18 protein-coding genes are annotated in these 18,044 nt (G+C 58.7%); 2 read left to right on the top strand and 16 right to left on the bottom strand.

What is annotated here, in order from left to right; all coding sequences use genetic code 11:
- Positions 1-114 precede the first annotated feature (114 nt).
- On the top strand, positions 115-2,733 hold the full coding sequence (locus tag BUC36_RS09905) for a TonB-dependent receptor (RefSeq protein ID WP_084535787.1): 2,619 nt from the start codon (positions 115-117) through the stop codon (positions 2,731-2,733).
- 76 nt (positions 2,734-2,809) lie between these two features.
- Here BUC36_RS09905 and BUC36_RS09900 read toward each other — a convergent pair whose 3' ends face one another.
- From BUC36_RS09900 to BUC36_RS09855, 10 genes are all read right to left on the bottom strand, one after another.
- Positions 2,810-3,166, bottom strand: coding sequence for a heavy metal-binding domain-containing protein (locus BUC36_RS09900; protein WP_073274168.1), 357 nt, complete (start codon positions 3,164-3,166; stop codon positions 2,810-2,812).
- A gap of 48 nt (positions 3,167-3,214) precedes the next feature.
- The gene (locus tag BUC36_RS09895) at positions 3,215-4,423 is read right to left on the bottom strand and encodes a dipeptidase (protein ID WP_073274166.1); all 1,209 of its coding nucleotides are present in this window, start codon (positions 4,421-4,423) and stop codon (positions 3,215-3,217) included.
- Between the two features lie 104 nt (positions 4,424-4,527).
- Positions 4,528-4,857: a hypothetical protein gene (locus BUC36_RS09890; RefSeq protein WP_073274164.1), complete on the bottom strand. Its 330-nt coding sequence runs from the start codon at positions 4,855-4,857 to the stop codon at positions 4,528-4,530.
- Positions 4,858-4,903: 46 nt separating this feature from the next.
- Positions 4,904-5,701, bottom strand: coding sequence for a CPBP family intramembrane glutamic endopeptidase (locus BUC36_RS09885; protein WP_073274161.1), 798 nt, complete (start codon positions 5,699-5,701; stop codon positions 4,904-4,906).
- Positions 5,702-5,785: 84 nt separating this feature from the next.
- Complete coding sequence (locus tag BUC36_RS09880; RefSeq protein ID WP_073274159.1) at positions 5,786-6,472, bottom strand: SCO family protein; 687 nt, start codon at positions 6,470-6,472, stop codon at positions 5,786-5,788.
- Between the two features lie 3 nt (positions 6,473-6,475).
- Positions 6,476-7,369 (bottom strand): heme o synthase, encoded by an 894-nt coding sequence (gene cyoE / locus BUC36_RS09875; protein ID WP_073274157.1) that lies wholly within the window; start codon positions 7,367-7,369, stop codon positions 6,476-6,478.
- Positions 7,370-7,424: 55 nt separating this feature from the next.
- Complete coding sequence (locus BUC36_RS09870) at positions 7,425-7,784, bottom strand: hypothetical protein (RefSeq protein ID WP_143186928.1); 360 nt, start codon at positions 7,782-7,784, stop codon at positions 7,425-7,427.
- Between the two features lie 14 nt (positions 7,785-7,798).
- Positions 7,799-8,899 (bottom strand): COX15/CtaA family protein, encoded by a 1,101-nt coding sequence (locus BUC36_RS09865; protein WP_073274153.1) that lies wholly within the window; start codon positions 8,897-8,899, stop codon positions 7,799-7,801.
- 14 nt (positions 8,900-8,913) lie between these two features.
- Positions 8,914-9,555: a hypothetical protein gene (locus BUC36_RS09860; protein ID WP_073274151.1), complete on the bottom strand. Its 642-nt coding sequence runs from the start codon at positions 9,553-9,555 to the stop codon at positions 8,914-8,916.
- 28 nt (positions 9,556-9,583) lie between these two features.
- The gene (locus tag BUC36_RS09855) at positions 9,584-10,375 is read right to left on the bottom strand and encodes an SURF1 family protein (RefSeq protein ID WP_084535783.1); all 792 of its coding nucleotides are present in this window, start codon (positions 10,373-10,375) and stop codon (positions 9,584-9,586) included.
- Positions 10,376-10,410: 35 nt separating this feature from the next.
- Between BUC36_RS09855 and BUC36_RS09850 the strand changes: the two genes are divergently transcribed.
- A complete protein-coding gene (locus BUC36_RS09850; RefSeq protein WP_073274149.1) occupies positions 10,411-10,635 on the top strand; it encodes a DUF2909 domain-containing protein in 225 nt (74 codons plus the stop codon).
- A 48-nt stretch (positions 10,636-10,683) separates the two neighbouring features.
- Here the strand turns inward: BUC36_RS09850 and BUC36_RS09845 are convergent, their stop codons facing one another.
- The 6 genes from BUC36_RS09845 to BUC36_RS09820 form a co-directional block, all read right to left on the bottom strand.
- Complete coding sequence (locus BUC36_RS09845; protein WP_073274148.1) at positions 10,684-11,574, bottom strand: cytochrome c oxidase subunit 3; 891 nt, start codon at positions 11,572-11,574, stop codon at positions 10,684-10,686.
- Between the two features lie 5 nt (positions 11,575-11,579).
- Positions 11,580-12,152: a cytochrome c oxidase assembly protein gene (locus tag BUC36_RS09840; protein WP_073274146.1), complete on the bottom strand. Its 573-nt coding sequence runs from the start codon at positions 12,150-12,152 to the stop codon at positions 11,580-11,582.
- Between the two features lie 16 nt (positions 12,153-12,168).
- Positions 12,169-13,719 (bottom strand): cytochrome c oxidase subunit I, encoded by a 1,551-nt coding sequence (gene ctaD / locus BUC36_RS09835; RefSeq protein WP_073274144.1) that lies wholly within the window; start codon positions 13,717-13,719, stop codon positions 12,169-12,171.
- 9 nt (positions 13,720-13,728) lie between these two features.
- Positions 13,729-14,874, bottom strand: coding sequence for a cytochrome c oxidase subunit II (gene coxB / locus BUC36_RS09830; protein WP_073274142.1), 1,146 nt, complete (start codon positions 14,872-14,874; stop codon positions 13,729-13,731).
- A gap of 374 nt (positions 14,875-15,248) precedes the next feature.
- Complete coding sequence (locus tag BUC36_RS09825) at positions 15,249-16,955, bottom strand: amidohydrolase (protein WP_073274139.1); 1,707 nt, start codon at positions 16,953-16,955, stop codon at positions 15,249-15,251.
- Positions 16,956-17,056: 101 nt separating this feature from the next.
- The gene (locus tag BUC36_RS09820) at positions 17,057-17,947 is read right to left on the bottom strand and encodes a helix-turn-helix transcriptional regulator (RefSeq protein ID WP_073274137.1); all 891 of its coding nucleotides are present in this window, start codon (positions 17,945-17,947) and stop codon (positions 17,057-17,059) included.
- Between the last annotated feature and the right edge of the window lie 97 nt (positions 17,948-18,044).

Here is an 18,044-nt window from a genome sequence, read left to right as displayed (position 1 = left end):
GCTCATCCCGTCGCCAGCCAATTGTTTCAGAATTCGGCCGTTGCTAGTGTTGGCCGACGACCAGTCAGTTTCGGTCGGTCACTGATAACGACAATAAATGGACGAGCAACGATCATGGAAAAACTGTTCTTTCGTCGCAACGCCTTGGCTAGCGCAATACTCACCGCGGCCGCTGCGGCCGTACCGCAAACTCTTTTCGCCGCCGAGGAGGGCGCTATCGAGGAAGTCGCCGTAGTCGGCTCGCGCATTCAGCGCAACGCCGAATTCGAGACGGCCACACCGATCCAGGTCATGGATCGCGAGGCCATCGAAAAGTCCGGCTACACCAACCTGCAGCAGATGTTCGAAAAGAATCCCGCTGCCGGTAACGGCACCTTCTCCACCCGCGGCAACAACCAGGACTCCACCGCCAACGGCGCCGCCGCCGTGAGTCTGCGCGGCATGGGCGCCGACGCCACCCTGGTACTGGTCAACGGCAAGCGCGTCGCCATCAGCGCCTTTGCCGAGAGCATCACCACCAACTTCGTCGACATCAACAGCATTCCCCTCGCCGCAGTAGAGCGGGTGGAAATACTGAAGGACGGCGCCTCCGCGATCTATGGATCCGATGCCGTTGCCGGCGTGGTCAACCTGGTGCTGCGCAAGGATTTTGAAGGCACAGAGATTTCCGTCGACTACGGTGGTGCCGACGGCTATGACGAGCAGTCGGTGGCCGCTGTCTGGGGTGTCAACGGTGACGACTCGAACCTGACCCTGATCTTCGATCACCGCAGCAACTCCACCCTCGCCAGTGTGGAGCGCAGCGGTCTCGACACCGCCGACCAGTCCTCCCGCGGCGGTATGGATTTCCGTTCTTCGCGCGGTTATCCGGGCCGCTTTATCGTCGACGGCGAGACCACCATCGATCCGGGCTGCCCGTCCGGTAGCGCCTTCGGCCAGACCTGTGTCTACGACTACGGCCCCTGGACCCTGCTGACCCCGGAAGCCGAGCGCACCGGTATGCTGATGCTGGGTCACACCCAGCTGAGCGACAGCGTGGAGTTCTTCAGCGAAATCGCCGTGCAGCACAACACCTCCATCGCCCAGGGTGCGCCGACCCCGCTGGATGAGGACGCCGGCCTGACCGTGCCCATCACCCATCCGGACAACCCGTTTACCGGTGCCAGCAGCATCGATGTCGGCCGCTACCGCACCGTCGATGCCGGCGCGCGCCAGTGGAGCATCGAGACCGACAACCTGCGCGGTGTATTCGGCCTGCGCGGCAGTGTCGCTGACTGGGACTGGGAAGCCTCGGTGCAGCGCTCGCGCAGCGAATCCACTCAGACCGGCAACCGCTCCCAGGGCTGGGTGCGCACCGACCTGCTGCAGCAGGAGATCGATGCGGGCCGCTACAACCCCTTCGGCGGCGTGCAGAATCCGCAGTCTGTGATCGACGCCATCACCACCAGCCTGGTGCGCCAGGGTAAGTCCGAACTGCGCAGTATGGACTTCACCATCAACGGCAACCTGTTCGACACCGCCAATGGCGCCATCGCCATGGCTGCCGGTGTCGAACACCGCGAGGAAAAGGCCTCCGATATTCCGGACGACCAGTTCCAGCGCGGGCTGATCTTCGGCACCGAGTCCGTATCCGCCTCCGCCAGCCGCGATATCACCTCGGCGTTTGTTGAGTTCGCGATTCCGCTGCCCGCCAACCTCGACCTGACACTGGCCGGCCGCTACGACGACTACAGTGATTTCGGCACCACTACCAACCCGATGGCCAACCTGCTGTGGACCGCCAGTGACATGCTGTCCCTGCGCGCTTCCTGGGGAACCGGTTTCCGTGCGCCGTCTCTGGCCCAGATAGGTCTGGGGCCGTCGCAGGAATCCATTTTCTTTGCCGATACTTTCGGTTGCGCCGTCAATGACGCCTACTGTGCCAGCACCGATTACACGATCGAGTTCGCCGGCAACCCGGATCTGGAGGCCGAGGAGTCCGAGTCCTTCAACCTGGGCGCGGTGGTCAAGCCCATCGACGGCATGCAGCTGTCCGTGGATTACTGGAGCATCACCCAGGAAGGCAAGATCGACGAGGTGCCGTTCGGCTACCTCTACAGCCAGTTCTGTAACGACCAGAACAGCACCGTGTGCGTCCGTTCCGCCCCCCTGCCCGGCGAGTCCCTCGGCTCACTGCAGTCCATCAACAGCGGCTTTATCAATATCGGTGAGCAGACGGTCTCCGGTGTCGACCTGAGCCTGGTCTATTCCGGCATGGCCGTGGCCGGTGGCGATCTGGGTCTGCGCCTGGATTACTCCTACCTGGCGGAGTTTGAGCGAGTGGAATTGAATTCCAGTGGCGACGACTTCCTGACCCGCGACCTGGCCGGCGAGTATGAATACCCGCAGCACCGCTGGGCGGCATCCGCGGACTGGGCACGCGATGCCTTCGCATTCACCGTGGGCCTGAACTATATCGGCGAGTTTGAGGATACGCCCGATATCGATTTCGACGGCACCCTGGACTATGACACCAATGACTCCCGCACGGTGGACTCGTTCATGACCGTGAATTTGCAGGCCCGCTATACCGGCTTCGACAACATGGTACTGAGCATCGGCGCTGACAACGCGCTGGATGAGGAACCGCCTTTCGCCATCGGCGACGGCGACTCGGATCTGTATGGCTATGTTTCCGGACTGCACGATCCGCGCGGTCGCTTCGTTTACGGCAAGATGACCTACAGCTTCTAAGTCAGATTGCCGTTACAGGATGTAAAACCAGGGGAGAGCTTCGGCTCTCCCTTTTTATTCCCGGCTCACTCGCTACTTATTCGGGCTGTCGCGAACCCGATAAACGCTCGCTAGCGGCGAACTTTACGGCGGTGCCGCTGACACTGACCATCATCATGCCGCCCTGCTGTCCGACCACTTCGTAGTCGATGTCGATGCCTACGATACCGTCGGCACCGAGATTGCGGGCCTGCGTTTCCATATCCTCAAAGGCCACCTTGCGCGCCTTTGCCATCTCGCGTTCGTAAGAGCCGGCGCGACCACCGACAACATCCCGCACAGCGCTAAAGATATCCTTGAAAATATTTGCCCCCAGAATGGCCTCACCGACTACCACGTCGAGGTAGTCCTTGATCTCCCGGCCATCGACCACTGAAGTTGTCGTTTTCAACATCGCGATTTTCTCTCCCTGTTCTGTACACTTTGGTTACACGGATTTCCGTCAGCGCTGCACCTGTTCGCCTTCGCGCCTTGCCCGCGCATAGGTCTCGTTGGCTCGCCATACCCGCAGCAGGTTGCCGCCAAGGATTTTCTCGATATCGGCTTCACTGTAATTGCGCTCCAGCAGTCCGCGGATCAGGTTCGGATACTGAGAGACATCTTTCAGCCCCATCGGCAGACTGTCGCCGACACCGTCGTAATCAGAACCGATACCGATATAGTCGACACCAACCAATTCGCGCACATGGTCGAAATGGTCGAGTACGTCGTCCAGCTCCGCATAGACGAAGGTGTCTTCGGTAAGCTGCTGTTCAAACTCGCTGACTTCCTCACTGTCCTCGTTGAGGCCCCGCTCGCGCATGAATTCGTCTGTGGCCGCACGGATCTTTTCACGCGACTGCCGTGACGCCGCGCTGATAAACGTGGAGCCGAAGTTGATCATGATGACTCCGCCCTTGTCCGCCAGCGCCCGGATCATCTCGTCGCTCATGTTGCGCTCGAAACCTGGAGTAAAGTGCCGCGCCGACGAGTGGGATGCGATGACCGGGACCTCAGAGATTTCCATGACTTGCCAGAAGGCGGCATCCGAAATATGGGAAACGTCCACCATGACGCCGACACGGTTCATTTCCACCACCAGTTGCTTGCCGAATTCACTCAATCCCCGCCACTGCCGCTGCTCATCGTAGGACGAGTCAGAAATATGGTTGCTTTTCGAGTGAGTCAGGGTGATATAGCGAACGCCGCGCTCGGCAAAATGCTGCAGATTCTGCAAGTCGCCGGCGATGGCTGCGCCGTTTTCCATTCCCAGTGGCAGCGATATATGGCCGCTGGCCACCTGCTGCTCCATTTCTGCGACTGAGTGTGGAATCGCAAACTTGTCCGGGTGTTGCGCGACCAGACCTTCCACCAGGTCAATCAGCTGATCGGCGTAGGCCCTGGCACTGCCGTCGCTTTCTTTTTCCGCAGGGATGTAGATCGACATAAACGGCGCATTGAGCCCACCCCTGCTCGCGCGCGGGTAGTCAAAATCGCCTCCCTGTGTCGCCAGGCCGACATCGGCAGGTTTCTCGGTCATCCGATAGGGTACGTCGATATGGGTATCGATCAGCAAGTACTGTTGTGCCAGGGCCTCAGCCCGACGATTAACCTGCTGATCCTGACCACAGCCAGCTACAACCAATGCCGCGACCAACACGATTTTTTTCATTTGATTAACCTTTATTTTTCTGCGACCGAAGATATTGCTACTTGTTTCGGCAACTTATCGACATCGTCTGCACTATGCGCCAGATTCCGCGATGCCCACAGCGATTATAGGGATTCCCGAGCGGGCAAATCGTTACCGCCCTCTTCCGCAATCTCCACAAATGACTTGTTGCCACTGGTATAGTTCTCAAACTCGAGTCCTTTGTAGAGCGTGATCGCAATGATCACCGCACCGAAGAGGGCAAAGAAGGTACCCGGTGCGGCTTTCTTGATTACGACCCGGCTATCGCCGAAGCCGGTTTCCAGTTCACCGGCGTGGCCCCAGATACCGGACATAAAGAGGCGATAGCCCATATAGGCAAATACGCAGCCCACGACCAGCGAGGTAATCTTGTAGGAAATCAGAGAAAATATGATATGAGTGCTTAGGTCCACCTGTGAGTCCCTGTCAGGTTTTTGATATTGATGTTCGTACGGCTGTTCAGCCAGGAAGGGGATAAGGCAGCGCGAACAGATGCAGCAAATTTACACCCCAGTGCGCCAGTACACATGCCCAGAAATTCTGTCGCAGATGCCAGAGCAACGCATAACACAGGCCCGCCACCGTCACCAGGGCCAGCGCCGGTGCGGAAGCGGCCCAACCCGTGTGCAGGAAAGTAAAAACGGCGGTTACCAGCGGTACCGCCAGCCAGCGCCAGCGCCAGCGCTGCAGCGCAGTTTCCGCACCGCGCTGCAGTATCCAGCGAAAAAACCCCTCTTCACTCACGCAGACAATCAATAGATTGATCACCGCGGCGACGACGATTGTCAGCGTGAATTTTCCAGAAATGCCAAACACCAGCAGGCCGCAGACAATCGGAACTGTCACCGCGGCAAGGATATAGGGCAGGTCGGCCACCCGAATAGACTGGCGCAGGCGCAGCATGAACGCGACCAGTGCGATGGCGATGACGGCCTTGCCGGTATTGAAGTTCGCGTAAATGCTATTGCCGGCAGCGTCCGTATAGGGGGGCATCAGCTCGATGCGCGTACCGCCGGGTAGCAATCCCATCGCAGTGGTCAACATCAGAACGGCGGCGGCCAGATAACCGAGCCCCCTCTGCCAGCCATGCGTGGTTTCGATAACATACAGTGAGAGCCAGATCAGCGGTGCGGCCAGCCCGGTCCAGCCAAACGGTATGGCGCACAATGTGAGCAAGAGCGGCGCGGCCCAGAGGCCGGCATTGCGGCCTTGGAGCGCGCGATGGGGCCCGTCGCGGTGCAGTGATTCACTACCCATAAGAAACCTTTTGCCGGTGTACATTGGCACACGCGTACGGTCTTGGCATGGGCTGCCAGTATGACCGCTTGGCGGCGTGCACTATCAGCCGTTAAAGGTGGCGCGCATCGAGCGGTAGGTCAACTTCATTTTTGCCGGGTCCAGCGGTGCCTTGAAAAACGCGTGGTAGTGGCCGCGTGGATTGATCAGCACCACTTGGGAGCCGTGGTCGACGGTATATTCCCCATCTGCCAATGGCACCTTGTTGAATGGCACGTTGAGCTGGTTGGCAAATCTCTTCAGGTTGAGGAACTCACCGGTAACGCCGCGAAAGTCCGGGTGGAAGTAACGTACATAGTCGTGCAGCTGCTGCGGGCCATCGCGTTTCGGATCCACCGACACCAACAGGATATCGGTGTCTGCACGCGTCTCTTCGTCCAGTGTCTGGTAAAAGCTGTTCAACGTGGCCAATGTGGTTGGGCAGATATCGGGACAGTGGGTGAAGCCAAAGAAGACCAGTGTCCAGTTGCCGCTGAGACTACCGGTGCGAAATGCCTCGCCGCTGTCGTCCACCAGCTCGAAGTCGCTCAATATGCGCGGGCGCTCCAGCTTCACCGCACCGTTCAGGCGCAATTCGGAATCGGTGATGACCCTCGGCTGACTCATCTTGTGCAGGAAGCCGGCCACGACGGCGATCATAAAGAGGATCAGCACCGCTACTGTCAGCCAGATACCGCGTTTCTGCGTTGGACTGCTGCCCAACAGTTTTTCTTGGCTTGCCGTAGTTTCCATGTCTTATACCGCGATCAGGTAGTGGTCCAGCAACATAATGCAGAAGAGCGCCATCAGGTAGATGATGGAATACTTGAAGGTCTCCATACCTGCATTCGGATTTTTGTCGCGCAGCATTTCCACCGCCCAGTAGACAAAACCCAGCCCCAGCACCACAGCACCGAGCAGGTACAGCCAGCCGAGCATGGCGGTGGCGAAGGGCAGCAGGCTGACGGCGAACAGGACGAAGGTGTACAGCAGTATGTGCAACTTTGTATAGGCCACGCCGTGCGTTACCGGCAGCATCGGGATGTCCGCCCGCGCGTAATCCTCACGCCTGTGCACGGCGAGCGCCCAAAAATGTGGTGGCGTCCAGGCAAAGATAATCAGTACTAGCAACAGGCCGTGGCCGTGCAGATCACCGGTCACTGCCGTCCAGCCCAGCAGCGGCGGCGCCGCGCCTGCGAGGCCACCGATTACGATATTCTGCGGTGTGGCGCGCTTCAGGAACATCGTATAGACGACGGCATAACCGAGCAGGGAGAACAGGGTCAGCCATGCAGTCAGCGCGTTCACGAAGACCAGCAAAATGGCCATGCCAATACTGCCGAGCAACAGCGCAAACAGTAGTGCCTTTTGCGGCTCAACGCGGCCACGCGCGATCGGGCGGTTGCTGGTGCGCGCCATCTTGATATCGATATGGCGGTCCACCAGATGATTTACCGCGGCGGCACTGCCGGCACACAGGGCAATACCGAGATTGCCGAGCAATAGAATATCGAGCGGCACCATACCGGGCACCGCCAACAGCATGCCGATCACCGAGGTGAGTATCATCAGCATCACCACACGTGGTTTGGTGAGCTCGTAATAGTCGCGCCAACTGTTGTGGCTCAGTGTGGCAGTCTGTGTGCTCATGATGTCACCTCGTTATTATCTTTATTGCCTGCTGATTCTAATTTCATCACCGACGCTAGGGTGGGCCTTTCCTCTCCGGCACCAGATAGGCCACAGCGCGGCATTCCATATACGCCTGGCACATTGCTGCAGCACCAGTGCCACAGGTCTCGACAACGATTTCGTTGCCGCCGAGCCGCTGGGCCCTGAGCTTCAGGTCGTAGACCAGTGCCTTGCGACTGGACTCCCGATCACCGGGTTTTTCCTGGCAACTGGAGGCCTCGACAAACCCGAGAGAAGTTGCGGTATATTTATCGATTTCCTCAACCGAGTACTCTCTGACGCTGGTCGCCTTCACTCTGTTTGTGGCATAGCCACCAAAATTCGTATTGAATTCCATCCCGCTGCAGCCGCTCAGCATGAGTGCCACTAGCATTGGTGAATTTTTTTTCATAGTTCTCCGGCCAGCACGGTGCCATGTGCATCGGATTTATCTTGCGAGCTTTCTCTGGCCGTATCGGTCGGTTGTGCCGTCTGGATGCGATAGCAGAAAGTCAGCAGGCCGAGCAACAGCAATGCCGCGCCGGCATTATGCGCGACGGCAATCGGCAACGGCAGGAACATCACTACGTTGGCGATGCCGAGACACACCTGTAAACCGAGAACGCCAGCCAGACCCACTGCCCACCGCCGTGAGCCGGCGCGCCAGGCGAGCAGGGCCAGACCCAACACCAGCACGCTCACAATCAGTGCGCCGATACGGTGGGTCAGGTGAATGGCGGTGCGCGCATCACTTTCCAGCGCGCCGCCTAGATAGTTGGGGCCGATTTGTTGGGCGATATTGAAACCCTGCTGAAAATCCGCCTGTGGCCACCACTGGCCGTGACAGGTCGGGAAGTCGGCACAGGCGAGAGCGGCATAGTTGGAGCTGGTCCACCCCCCAAGGGCAATCTGCAGGACAACCGCAACAACGGCGATGAAAGCCAGCGGGCGAATCTTCTGTAACGAGCGGAACTCATGCGCAGGGATAAGGCGTCCCTTATTGCGCAGGCGCTCGACGATCAGCCACAACATGGATAGCGTCGCCATACCGCCGAGCAAATGCGCGGTAACTATCTGGGGCCAGAGTTTCAGCGTCACTGTCCACATGCCGAACACTGCCTGCAGTAAAATCAGTGCGAGCAGGAAGTGAGTCTGCTTGAAAGCGCGCTGACCGCGACGACGCCAGGCTAGTACGGTCAAGCCGCCGACCAGCAGTAGCAGGGAACCGGCAAAGTAGCGATGCACCATTTCCGGCCAGGTTTTATCGGTCTGCACCGGCGCATGGGGGAAGGCCGCGTTGGCACTCTGTATTTCATGGTGTTCGTCGGGCCAGGTCAGGTGTCCGTAACAACCGGGCCAGTCCGGACAGCCGAGACCGGCGTCTACCAGACGGGTGAACGCACCCAGCACGACGACAACCACCGCCAGAGCACAACCCGCCATCGCGAGTCGGAGTCGCCAGGCTGTGTGTGGTTTGCTGTCGGTTGGGTCCAGTTCGTAATTATTCATCGTTTGTCTCCCGTCTACTTCTCGTAGGAGTACTTCAGTAAACGTTTTATATCTTTCAGCAGTTCGTTGCCACTGTGATGATTGTCGTAGGCCATCATTGCGAAGCCCCTTTGATCAATCAGTAGCAGCTTTGTTTCCGCAATGTTGGCAAGTGCGGTCTGTTGCTGCAGCTCGAGGAGCGACTCCGGCGGCTGCTGCACAATGCGCAGTCGCGGATGCTCCCGTCGTAATTTCTCCTGCTCCTCGTCTGTTAACGGCGTCGCCGTGACCAGTAGCCGCTCGACCCGGTCTGCCTTTTCGCCGAGGCGAACATGCACCTGGCGACTGGTATAAAGCAGCTGTTCGCATTCGGCTGCGCACTCGGCGCCGGGCAGAATCAGGTAGCGCCACTTGGGATGCCCTTCACCCAGTTGCAAAGGCGCACCATCACCGTCGGTGAATGTCAGCTGATTGATATTGACCGGTGGCTGCAGCAATTCGCCCTGATTGATTGTACCCGTTGGCATGCCCACACCGGTATAGAAGACGATGTAGGCGGCCACTATCGGCAGTAATACGGAAGCAACGACAGAGACACCCTGTATTGTCCCGATTCCGGAGGGCTTCGCAGCGGAAGCATCCCGTCCAGCGGAGGAATTTTGGCTGATCTGACTCACGACATTGTTACCTCGGTGGTATTTATAATTATTTTTTTCGCAGTAGTTGCGGTGCCCGGGTGGCGGCGAACAGCCACAAGACTATCAGTGCCGCGGCCATGGCGAACCATTGAAAGGCGTATGCGCGATGGCGTTGTGGCGGACTGTTGATCAGCTGCCAGTCAGTCACCAGCGCCGTGTCCGAATCGGCACTGAGGCGAATGCTCCACTGGGGCGACTGCAGTTCCAGACTACCAGTTATCGAGCGATCAAGCTGCTGAATTCTGGTGTCCCGTGGCGGGTTCGCTGTGTCAGCGGCTGCCGGCACCGGATAGAGAAAGCCGGTAATAACCTTTGCCGCGAGTGGCCAGCTGACCGCGGGCAGCTGATCCCGCTGTGCCGGCGCCTCGACCCATCCCCGATTGACCAGCCAGCGCTGGTCAGCGGCAACAAAAACCTGCAGCACCTCGTAACCGACGCGACCATCGCGGGTACGATTGTCGAGCAGTTGGTATTCGTCCGTGTAGAAACCGAGCAGGCGCACCGGTGTGTAGGCCTGAAGATGTTTCAGTTTGGCGGGATCCTGTGGCTGTGATGCCAGGCGGGTATCAATGGCCGCATTCAATTCGGCCTTTTCCGCGGCGCGCTGCAACTGCCACGCACCCAGCGACAACAGCAAAGGTAGAAACAGGCCGCTTAGCAGGGTAAGGGGCCAGCTGCGAATCAGTGCTACACTGGCGTTCTTCGCTGGCACTGAAGAGGTGTGAACTGTCATGCCGATTTTTGCCTGGCAGAATATTGCTCCTGCAAACTCTGCGTTGCCGCCACCCTCGGCGGTCACAGGCCTACTCCTACATCAAATGGCGAATAAAAACTATGTGGCTGAAAGTCGTAATTGTGTTGTTGTTTCTCGCGGTGCTGGCCAGCCTGTCCAGCGCACTTTTCTTTCTGCTGCGCGATATGGGCGCGCCGCAATCCAAGAGAACACTCTATGCCCTGGGCATCCGTATCTCCCTCGCTGCACTGCTGCTACTGGCCATCTGGTATGGCTTTGACAGCGGGATTCTATCCAATACGGCGCCCTGGGCTGAAAAATACTGATTTTCCTGACGGGCGCCCGATTACGATGGGCGCCACGCGCGAGCCTGCTTACGCCCCCAGCACATAGACGAAGATAAACAGTCCCACCCATACCACATCCACGAAGTGCCAGTACCAGCTGGCGGCCTCAAAACCGAAGTGATCGTCAGGCTTGAAGTGGTGTGCAATCACCGAACGCAACAGCATGATCAACAGCATAATGGTACCGAGGGTCACGTGCGCGCCGTGGAACCCTGTTAGCATGAAGAAGGTAGTGCCGTAGATTCCGGATTCCAGTGTCAGGCCCAGGTGCTTGTAGGCCTCGTAGTATTCCTCTGCCTGGAAGAACAGGAACAGCGCGCCCAGTGCTACGGTCAGCGCCAGCCACAGGTTAAATGCACGGCGCTTGCCCTGCTTCAGGAACACGTGGGCGAAGTGTACGGTGACACTCGACGACAGCAGGATAACGGTGTTCAGCAGTGGCAGGTGCCAGGGATCAATGATCTCCTTGGGACCGACTATTTTTGCCGCGTCGCCATGTGCAGCGGCGTCCGGCGTCACATAGAGGGGCCAGGTATTTTCAAAGCCCTGCCACAGCATATTCGATGCACCGCGATCGCCCTCACCACCCAGCCAGGGCAAGGCAAAATTGCGAATGTAGTAGAGGGCACCAAAAAAGGCGGCGAAGAACATCACCTCAGAGAAAATAAACCAACCCATGCCCCACACATACGAGCGTTTCAGTTGCTCGCTGTTAAGGCCGGCCATATTTTCGCGGATCACCTGCGCAAACCAGAACCACAACACGGTCGCCATGGCCAGGGCACCGGCGAAGAAAATATACGCGCTGCCGCCGTTAATCCAGTTTGCGGCGCCGAAGGCCGTCAGGAACAGGCCTATGGTGGCAAAAATTGGCAGCCGGGACTGCTCGGGCACATAGTAGCTGCTTTCACTGGCCATAATTTTTATCCCTCTCGCTCGGAGTCGGTATTTTTGTTATCGAGATTGCTTGAGACTCTTTCCGTGATATCAAACAGCGTATAGGAAAGGGTAATGGTGTTAACGCTCGGGGGAAGATCCGGGTCGACAATAAAACGCAGTGGCAACTCGGCACTCTCCCCGGCCTTCAGTGCCTGCTGGTTGAAGCAGAAGCACTCCGTCTTGTGGAAATACTCGGCGGCCTTGAATGGCACCAGGCTCGGAATCGCCTGGGCGACCATATCGCGGTCCGTCGGATTCGAGGCGAGAAACACGGTATCCATTGCCTCACCCGGGTGCACCTTGACAGTGACAACACTCGGCTTGAAGCCCCAGGGCATATTTTCATTGTTACTGGCCACGAACTGGACGGTGACCAGTCTGTCGCGATCCACCGCCGCCGGTACCGCCTCGTATTTACCGCCGGTCTTGCCGTTCAAGCCGGTAATTTCACAAAAGGCGTCGTAGAGCGGCGGCATCACAAAAATCGCGAACACCAGCATGCTGGCGGCGAGCGCCAGCAGCTTCGTAGCTATTTTTGCGTTGTCACTCCACCACATCGCTCAACACCCTAAATCAGCGAACAGCCGGAGGGGTGCTGAAGGTGTGGTACGGAGCCGGCGAGGGCACAGTCCACTCCAACCCTTCCGGATTTTCCCAGACTTCATCTGTGGCCTTGTTGCCGCCCTGCACAGTGCGAATCACATTGAACAGGAACACCAGCTGCGCGGCGCCAAACAGGAAGGCACCTACACTGGCAATCTGGTTGAAGTCGGCAAACTGCAGCGCGTAGTCGGGAATGCGGCGCGGCATGCCGGCGAGGCCAACGAAATGCATCGGGAAGAAGGTGACGTTGAGGCCGATAAATGCCAGCCAGAAATGCACCTTGCCCATGGTTTCGTTGTACATATTGCCGGTCCACTTCGGCAGCCAGTAGTAGACGCCGGCGGTGATCGAGAAGATGGCACCCGGTACCAGTACATAGTGGAAGTGCGCCACCACGAAGTAGGTGTCGTGATACTGGAAGTCCGCCGGGGCGATGGCCAGCATCAGGCCGGAGAAGCCGCCGATGGTAAACAGGATCACGAACGCCACCGCGAACAGCATCGGCGTCTCGAAGGTCATCGAGCCGCGGAACATGGTGGTGACCCAGTTGAATACCTTTACCCCGGTGGGCACCGCGATCAGCATGGTCGCGTACATAAAGAACAGCTCACCGGCAATCGGCATGCCGACGGTGAACATGTGGTGCGCCCAGACGATAAAGCTCAGGAAAGCAATGGACGCGGTCGCATACACCATCGAGCTGTAGCCGAACAGCGGCTTGCGCGCGAAGGTGGGAATGATCGCCGACACAATGCCGAACGCCGGCAGGATCATGATGTACACCTCGGGGTGACCGAAGAACCAGAATACGTGCTGGAACAGTACCGGGTCACCGCCGCCGGCGGCGCTGAAGAAGCTGGTGCCGAAGTGGATATCCATCAGCATCATGGTCACCACACCGGCGAGTACCGGCATTACCGCAATCAGCAGGTAGGCGGTGATCAGCCAGGTCCACACGAACAGCGGCATCTTCATCAGGGTCATGCCAGGGGCGCGCATGTTGAGGATGGTGGCGATGATATTGATCGAGCCCATGATCGAACTCGCACCCATGATATGGATGGAGAAAATGAAGAAGGTCACGCTCGGCGGCGCGTACTCCGTGGACAGCGGGGCGTAGAAGGTCCAGCCGAAGTTGGGCGCCCCCCCTTCCATAAACAACGTGGACGCCAGCATCGCGAAGGCGAATGGCAGAATCCAGAAACTCCAGTTGTTCATGCGCGGCAGCGCCATGTCCGGAGCGCCGATCATCATCGGGATCATCCAGTTGGCGAGACCGACGAAGGCCGGCATCACCGCCCCGAACACCATGATCAGGCCGTGCATGGTGGTCATCTGGTTGAAGAATTCCGGCTGCACTATCTGCAGGCCCGGCTCGAACAGCTCGGCGCGAATCACCAGCGCCATGCAGCCGCCCAGCAGGAACATTGCAAAACTGAACCAGAGATACATCGAACCGATGTCTTTGTGGTTGGTGGTGTACAGCCACCGCTTGAATCCGGGTTGCGGACCGTGTGCCATGACTAACTCCTACTGCTTATTCTTAAAATTGAGAATGTCGATGGGCTGCACGGTGTCGCCCATGTCGTTGCCGAATGCGTTGCGCTGGTAGGTGATCACCGCGGCCAGGTCCACCTCGGACAGCTGCTCGCCAAACGCCTGCATCGCCGGATTTTTCTGCGAACCGCGAATCACCATGCTCATGTGACCATCAAGCGGGCCCGTGGCGATCTTGGAGCCGGCGATCGCCGGGAAGGTGGGAGGCACACCCTGGCCATTCGGCTGGTGACAGGCCGCACAGGCGCGGTTATAGACTTTCTCGCCCTGCGCCAGCAGTTCATCGAAAGTGAAGGTTTTCTCGGTCAGCTCCCGCATCTTCACCGCAGCGGCCGCGCGCTCGTCCAGCCAGGCGGTATATTCCGCCTCGGGCACCGCCTTGACGACGATCGGCATAAAGCCGTGGTCCTTGCCGCAGAGTTCGGCGCACTGGCCGCGGTAGATGCCGGGCTCGTCGATGCGCGTCCAGGATTCATTGATAAAACCGGGAATAGCATCCTTCTTCACGGCCAGGTCCGGCACCCACCAGGCGTGGATAACGTCGTTGGCCGTAATAAGGAAGCGGATCTTCTTGTTGACCGGCACCACCAGCGGCTCATCCACTTCCAGCAGGTAGTTTTCGCCCTTCGGCTGCTGATTGTCGATCTGGGTGCGCGGGGTGGAGAGGTTGGAGAAGAAGGAGACATCGGACCCCAGGTAGTTGTACTTCCACTTCCACTGGTAGCCGGTGATCATGATATCCAGATCGGCTTCCTCGGTGTCGTAGATGTCGTACAGGGTCTTGGTGGCGGGGATCGCCATCAGGATGAGAATGATGGTGGGAACAATGGTCCACGCCAGCTCCACCGCGGTGCTTTCGTGGAACTGCGCCGCCTGGTAGCCCTTGCTTTTGCGATGGCGCCACATGCTGTAAAACATGACGCCAAATACCACCACACCGATGGCCACGCAGATCCAGAAGATCAACATGTGCAGGTTATAAGTGGTGTGGGCAACCTCCGTCACCCCCTGGGTCATATTGACCCCCCAGCGCTCAGCCCCCTGCTCTTCCGCCAGGGCGGAGTGAGCCAGCACCGAAGTGGTCAGCAAGGCGAACAGCCGTTTGAAGCCTCTCAACATCGCCTACAGATCTCCGTGGTTGCGAGCTTCGGTAGCGAAACCCGTAATTATTATTCTCGGCCGCTGGCGTCACGGATAACTGGACTCCCCCCGGTTGCCGAAAATCGGTACCGGGACAATTCCACACAAAAATTGTGGACATGCTGTAGTAACACAAGACTACATACACTGGGCGGAGAGAACTCCCCGCGATACTGCCGTCAGTGCAACTTGTTATTCTAATTAAAGATTTTTTACTTCAGATGTCGTCGTCCGGAAGGTACAACCAACAACCTGTGTATTTATTTGTCGCATCTACTGCATGTACAAAAGGAACACATCGCCAAAAAAAAGTCAATTGATCCGCCACGCCGATACGCCGTTTCTTGCCATGGTCACAGGGCGCCGTGAACCAGCCGTCCGGCGGCGAGTGTGGCGAGCACACGGGTATCGCGCAGCGCCGCCGCGTCGACGGCACTGACGTCCCGATCGACCAGAATCAGATCCGCGCGCTTGCCCACTTTCAGCGAACCGGTTTCCTCGCCGCGACCGAGCATGGCGGCGGCATTGATGGTGTAAGCCCTGAGCATGTCCTCGTTACCGACAGCCTGCTCCGGCATCAGCGTGCCGCGGCCCGGCTCATCGAAATTGCAGCGGCATACCGCCGCGGCCATGGCCTCGAATGGATTGAAGGTGCTGACATTCCAGTCGGAGCCACCGGTAACTGTGCCACCGGCATCGAGCACGCTTTTCGCCGGGTACATCCAGTGGCTGCGCTCGTCGCCCAGGTAGGGCTGCACCGCTTCGACTGAGTAATTTTCCGGCCGCGCCCAGTGGAGCTGAAAGGAGGCGTAGACATTGAGTTCGCCAAACCTGTGCAGGTCGTCGGGGTGAATCAGCTGCAGATGCGACATACTGAATTTCGCCGCGCTCAGCTGCTGCGCCCGCGCGGCCGCGAAGGCGTCCAGTCCGGAGCGCACCGCGCGGTCGCCTATCGCATGCAAGTGCACATTGAAATTTTTTCCGGCCAGGTCGTGAACCAGACCGTTGAGTTCTTTTTCCGACGCGTAGAGCGCGCCGCGGTTATCGCTGATCGAGCCGTCCCCGCCCAGGTATGGCTCCAGCAGCGCCGCACTCTGCGTCGGATATTCGAGCACGCCGTCGACAAATATTTTCGCGGTGTTGATCCGCAGCGCATCGACGCCGCTGTATTGATCGCGCAGGCGCACCAGGTTCTGCAGATTTTCCGCCGTGTTATGGGTTTGGGAAAGGAGTGCGACGGTGGTGTCCATGGTCAGGCGGTCGCTGTCCGCCAGCGCCCGATAGACTTTCAGTTCCTCTTCGGTCGCTGCCGCCTCCATCAGCGAAGTAAGCCCCACGCCGTGCATCAGCTGCAGTGCCCGCGCCGTCATCTCGACCCTGGTGACGAAGTCATCCTCGTGCAGAAACGGGTGCAGAAATTTTTCGGCATCGTCGATCAGTTGGCCGGTGGGCACACCGGCCTCGTCGCGCACGACACGGCCGGTGCTGGGGTCCGCGGTGTTCTCGTCGATGCCGGCGAGTTCCAGTGCGGCACTGTTGGCCCAGGCGGTGTGCCCGTCAGAGCCGAACAACGCCAGCGGCTGCCGGGAGATCTTATCCAGATCGGCCCGGGTCGCGGCGAAATTTGCCGGGTTGAGATTGACCACCTGAAAGATTTGTCCCGGCGGCGGCGCGGCTCCCGCCAAGCATTCGGTAACCACTTCGCCGATCTGTGTCAGTGTCAGGTCGCGGTCCTCGAGGGTGCAGTCATCCATTTGCACAGCGCTGGTGACCGGATGGGTGTGCGTGTCGATCAGGCCCGGCAGCAGCGTAGCGCCCTGGGCATCGACCACATTGGTGCGTGCGCCCACCCATTTTTCCGCGCCCTGGTCGTCACCGACGTAGACGATACGCTCGCCGCGCACCGCTATGGCCCGCGCACGCGGGCTCGCCATCTCCATCGTGTGCGCATCTGCGTTGAGGATAACCAGATCCGCTTTTTCGGCGGAATCACAGCCACTCAACAGTGCCGCGCACACAGCGATACCCAGCGATGCCAGTTTGCTTTTGCTCCGGGCCATCGGACAACTCCCTATTGTTTTTATCAAAACTTCAGGTTAACCAGCGGACACCGGGGATTAAATTCCCCAATCGGGGAACTCCGGACACGGCAACGGATAGATTACGGGCGGGATTCGGTACTGCCGAGATAGATTGAAAGGGGATCCTCGTTTGCCGCCGAATCGACACTGGATATCGCGTTCAAAAACAGCGAAAACAGCTCGCTCTGGGAGCTTACATCGAGTTTTTCATAGATATGCTTGCGGTGCTTGCGCAGTGTGTCCACTGCGATGCCGAGTTTTTCCGCGGCGTACCTTGTGCTGTTGCCGCGCAGCATCAGCCCCAGCACGTCGCGCTCCCGGCCGGAGAGTATCGAGCGCCCAAACATATTGAAGGCCTGGTTGATGCTGTTGCCGATACCCGGATTTGTGCGGGTGACCGCGAGCCATTCCGCCGGCTTTTCCCGCGACGCACTGTCCAGCTGGTTCATGTGGTGCACCACGAGGTTGCGCACCATGGGTTCGGCCGCGCGCAGCAAATCCAGCTCGGCGCAACTGAACTCGTCCGAATTGTGGCTGCGCATCAGGCAGAGATGCAGCGAGGTGTCCGCATCGACTTCCATCATGAAGACAATTTCATCGCGGGTGTCCAGCTGGGCGTAGTAGCTGTGGAAGTAATCGCTCTGCTTGAACTCGCTGGGGCCGATTTCCGTCAGGCGGTAGACGCCGGAGGCGTTGCTGTTGTTGGAGATTGCCATGTAGAAGGGATCGAGCAGATAGGAGCCATCGCGGTAGAAATCTATCTGTACTTCCTGTTCCTGCGCGTCGATATCGTAAAACAGGATCCGCGGGGGCTGGTTACGGCAATAGAGCCACACCTGCGGGTGATCCACGGCCGCCAGCGTGCGGATCGCCGCGACCAGCTCTTCATAGAAAGTGACACAGCCGGAATGCACCAGCAATTCCGCCGCCTTGCGATTCCAGGCCTCGAAGCGGGCGAGTTCAACTGACATAGGTGACACCTGCAGGAATACGGCAGCGACCGGCCGACGGCATCGCCGCCGCTGGCACGGATAACCGGTTTCTGGCGATTTGCCCGCATACAAATCG

This window comes from Microbulbifer donghaiensis (genome assembly GCF_900129095.1).
GTDB lineage: Bacteria > Pseudomonadota > Gammaproteobacteria > Pseudomonadales > Cellvibrionaceae > Microbulbifer > Microbulbifer donghaiensis.
Note: the sequence above shows the minus strand (reverse complement) of the source record. Positions and strands in the feature narration are given on the sequence as shown.

Coding starts and splice junctions, on each gene's coding strand:
- BUC36_RS09905 (WP_084535787.1), top strand. CDS start 115: ATGGAAAAACTGTTCTTTCGTCGCAACGCCTTGGCTAGCGCAATACTC.
- BUC36_RS09900 (WP_073274168.1), bottom strand. CDS start 3,166: ATGTTGAAAACGACAACTTCAGTGGTCGATGGCCGGGAGATCAAGGAC.
- BUC36_RS09895 (WP_073274166.1), bottom strand. CDS start 4,423: ATGAAAAAAATCGTGTTGGTCGCGGCATTGGTTGTAGCTGGCTGTGGT.
- BUC36_RS09885 (WP_073274161.1), bottom strand. CDS start 5,701: ATGGGTAGTGAATCACTGCACCGCGACGGGCCCCATCGCGCGCTCCAA.
- BUC36_RS09880 (WP_073274159.1), bottom strand. CDS start 6,472: ATGGAAACTACGGCAAGCCAAGAAAAACTGTTGGGCAGCAGTCCAACG.
- cyoE (WP_073274157.1), bottom strand. CDS start 7,369: ATGAGCACACAGACTGCCACACTGAGCCACAACAGTTGGCGCGACTAT.
- BUC36_RS09870 (WP_143186928.1), bottom strand. CDS start 7,784: ATGCTAGTGGCACTCATGCTGAGCGGCTGCAGCGGGATGGAATTCAAT.
- BUC36_RS09865 (WP_073274153.1), bottom strand. CDS start 8,899: ATGAATAATTACGAACTGGACCCAACCGACAGCAAACCACACACAGCC.
- BUC36_RS09850 (WP_073274149.1), top strand. CDS start 10,411: ATGTGGCTGAAAGTCGTAATTGTGTTGTTGTTTCTCGCGGTGCTGGCC.
- BUC36_RS09845 (WP_073274148.1), bottom strand. CDS start 11,574: ATGGCCAGTGAAAGCAGCTACTATGTGCCCGAGCAGTCCCGGCTGCCA.
- BUC36_RS09840 (WP_073274146.1), bottom strand. CDS start 12,152: ATGTGGTGGAGTGACAACGCAAAAATAGCTACGAAGCTGCTGGCGCTC.
- ctaD (WP_073274144.1), bottom strand. CDS start 13,719: ATGGCACACGGTCCGCAACCCGGATTCAAGCGGTGGCTGTACACCACC.
- coxB (WP_073274142.1), bottom strand. CDS start 14,874: ATGTTGAGAGGCTTCAAACGGCTGTTCGCCTTGCTGACCACTTCGGTG.
- BUC36_RS09825 (WP_073274139.1), bottom strand. CDS start 16,955: ATGGCCCGGAGCAAAAGCAAACTGGCATCGCTGGGTATCGCTGTGTGC.
- BUC36_RS09820 (WP_073274137.1), bottom strand. CDS start 17,947: ATGTCAGTTGAACTCGCCCGCTTCGAGGCCTGGAATCGCAAGGCGGCG.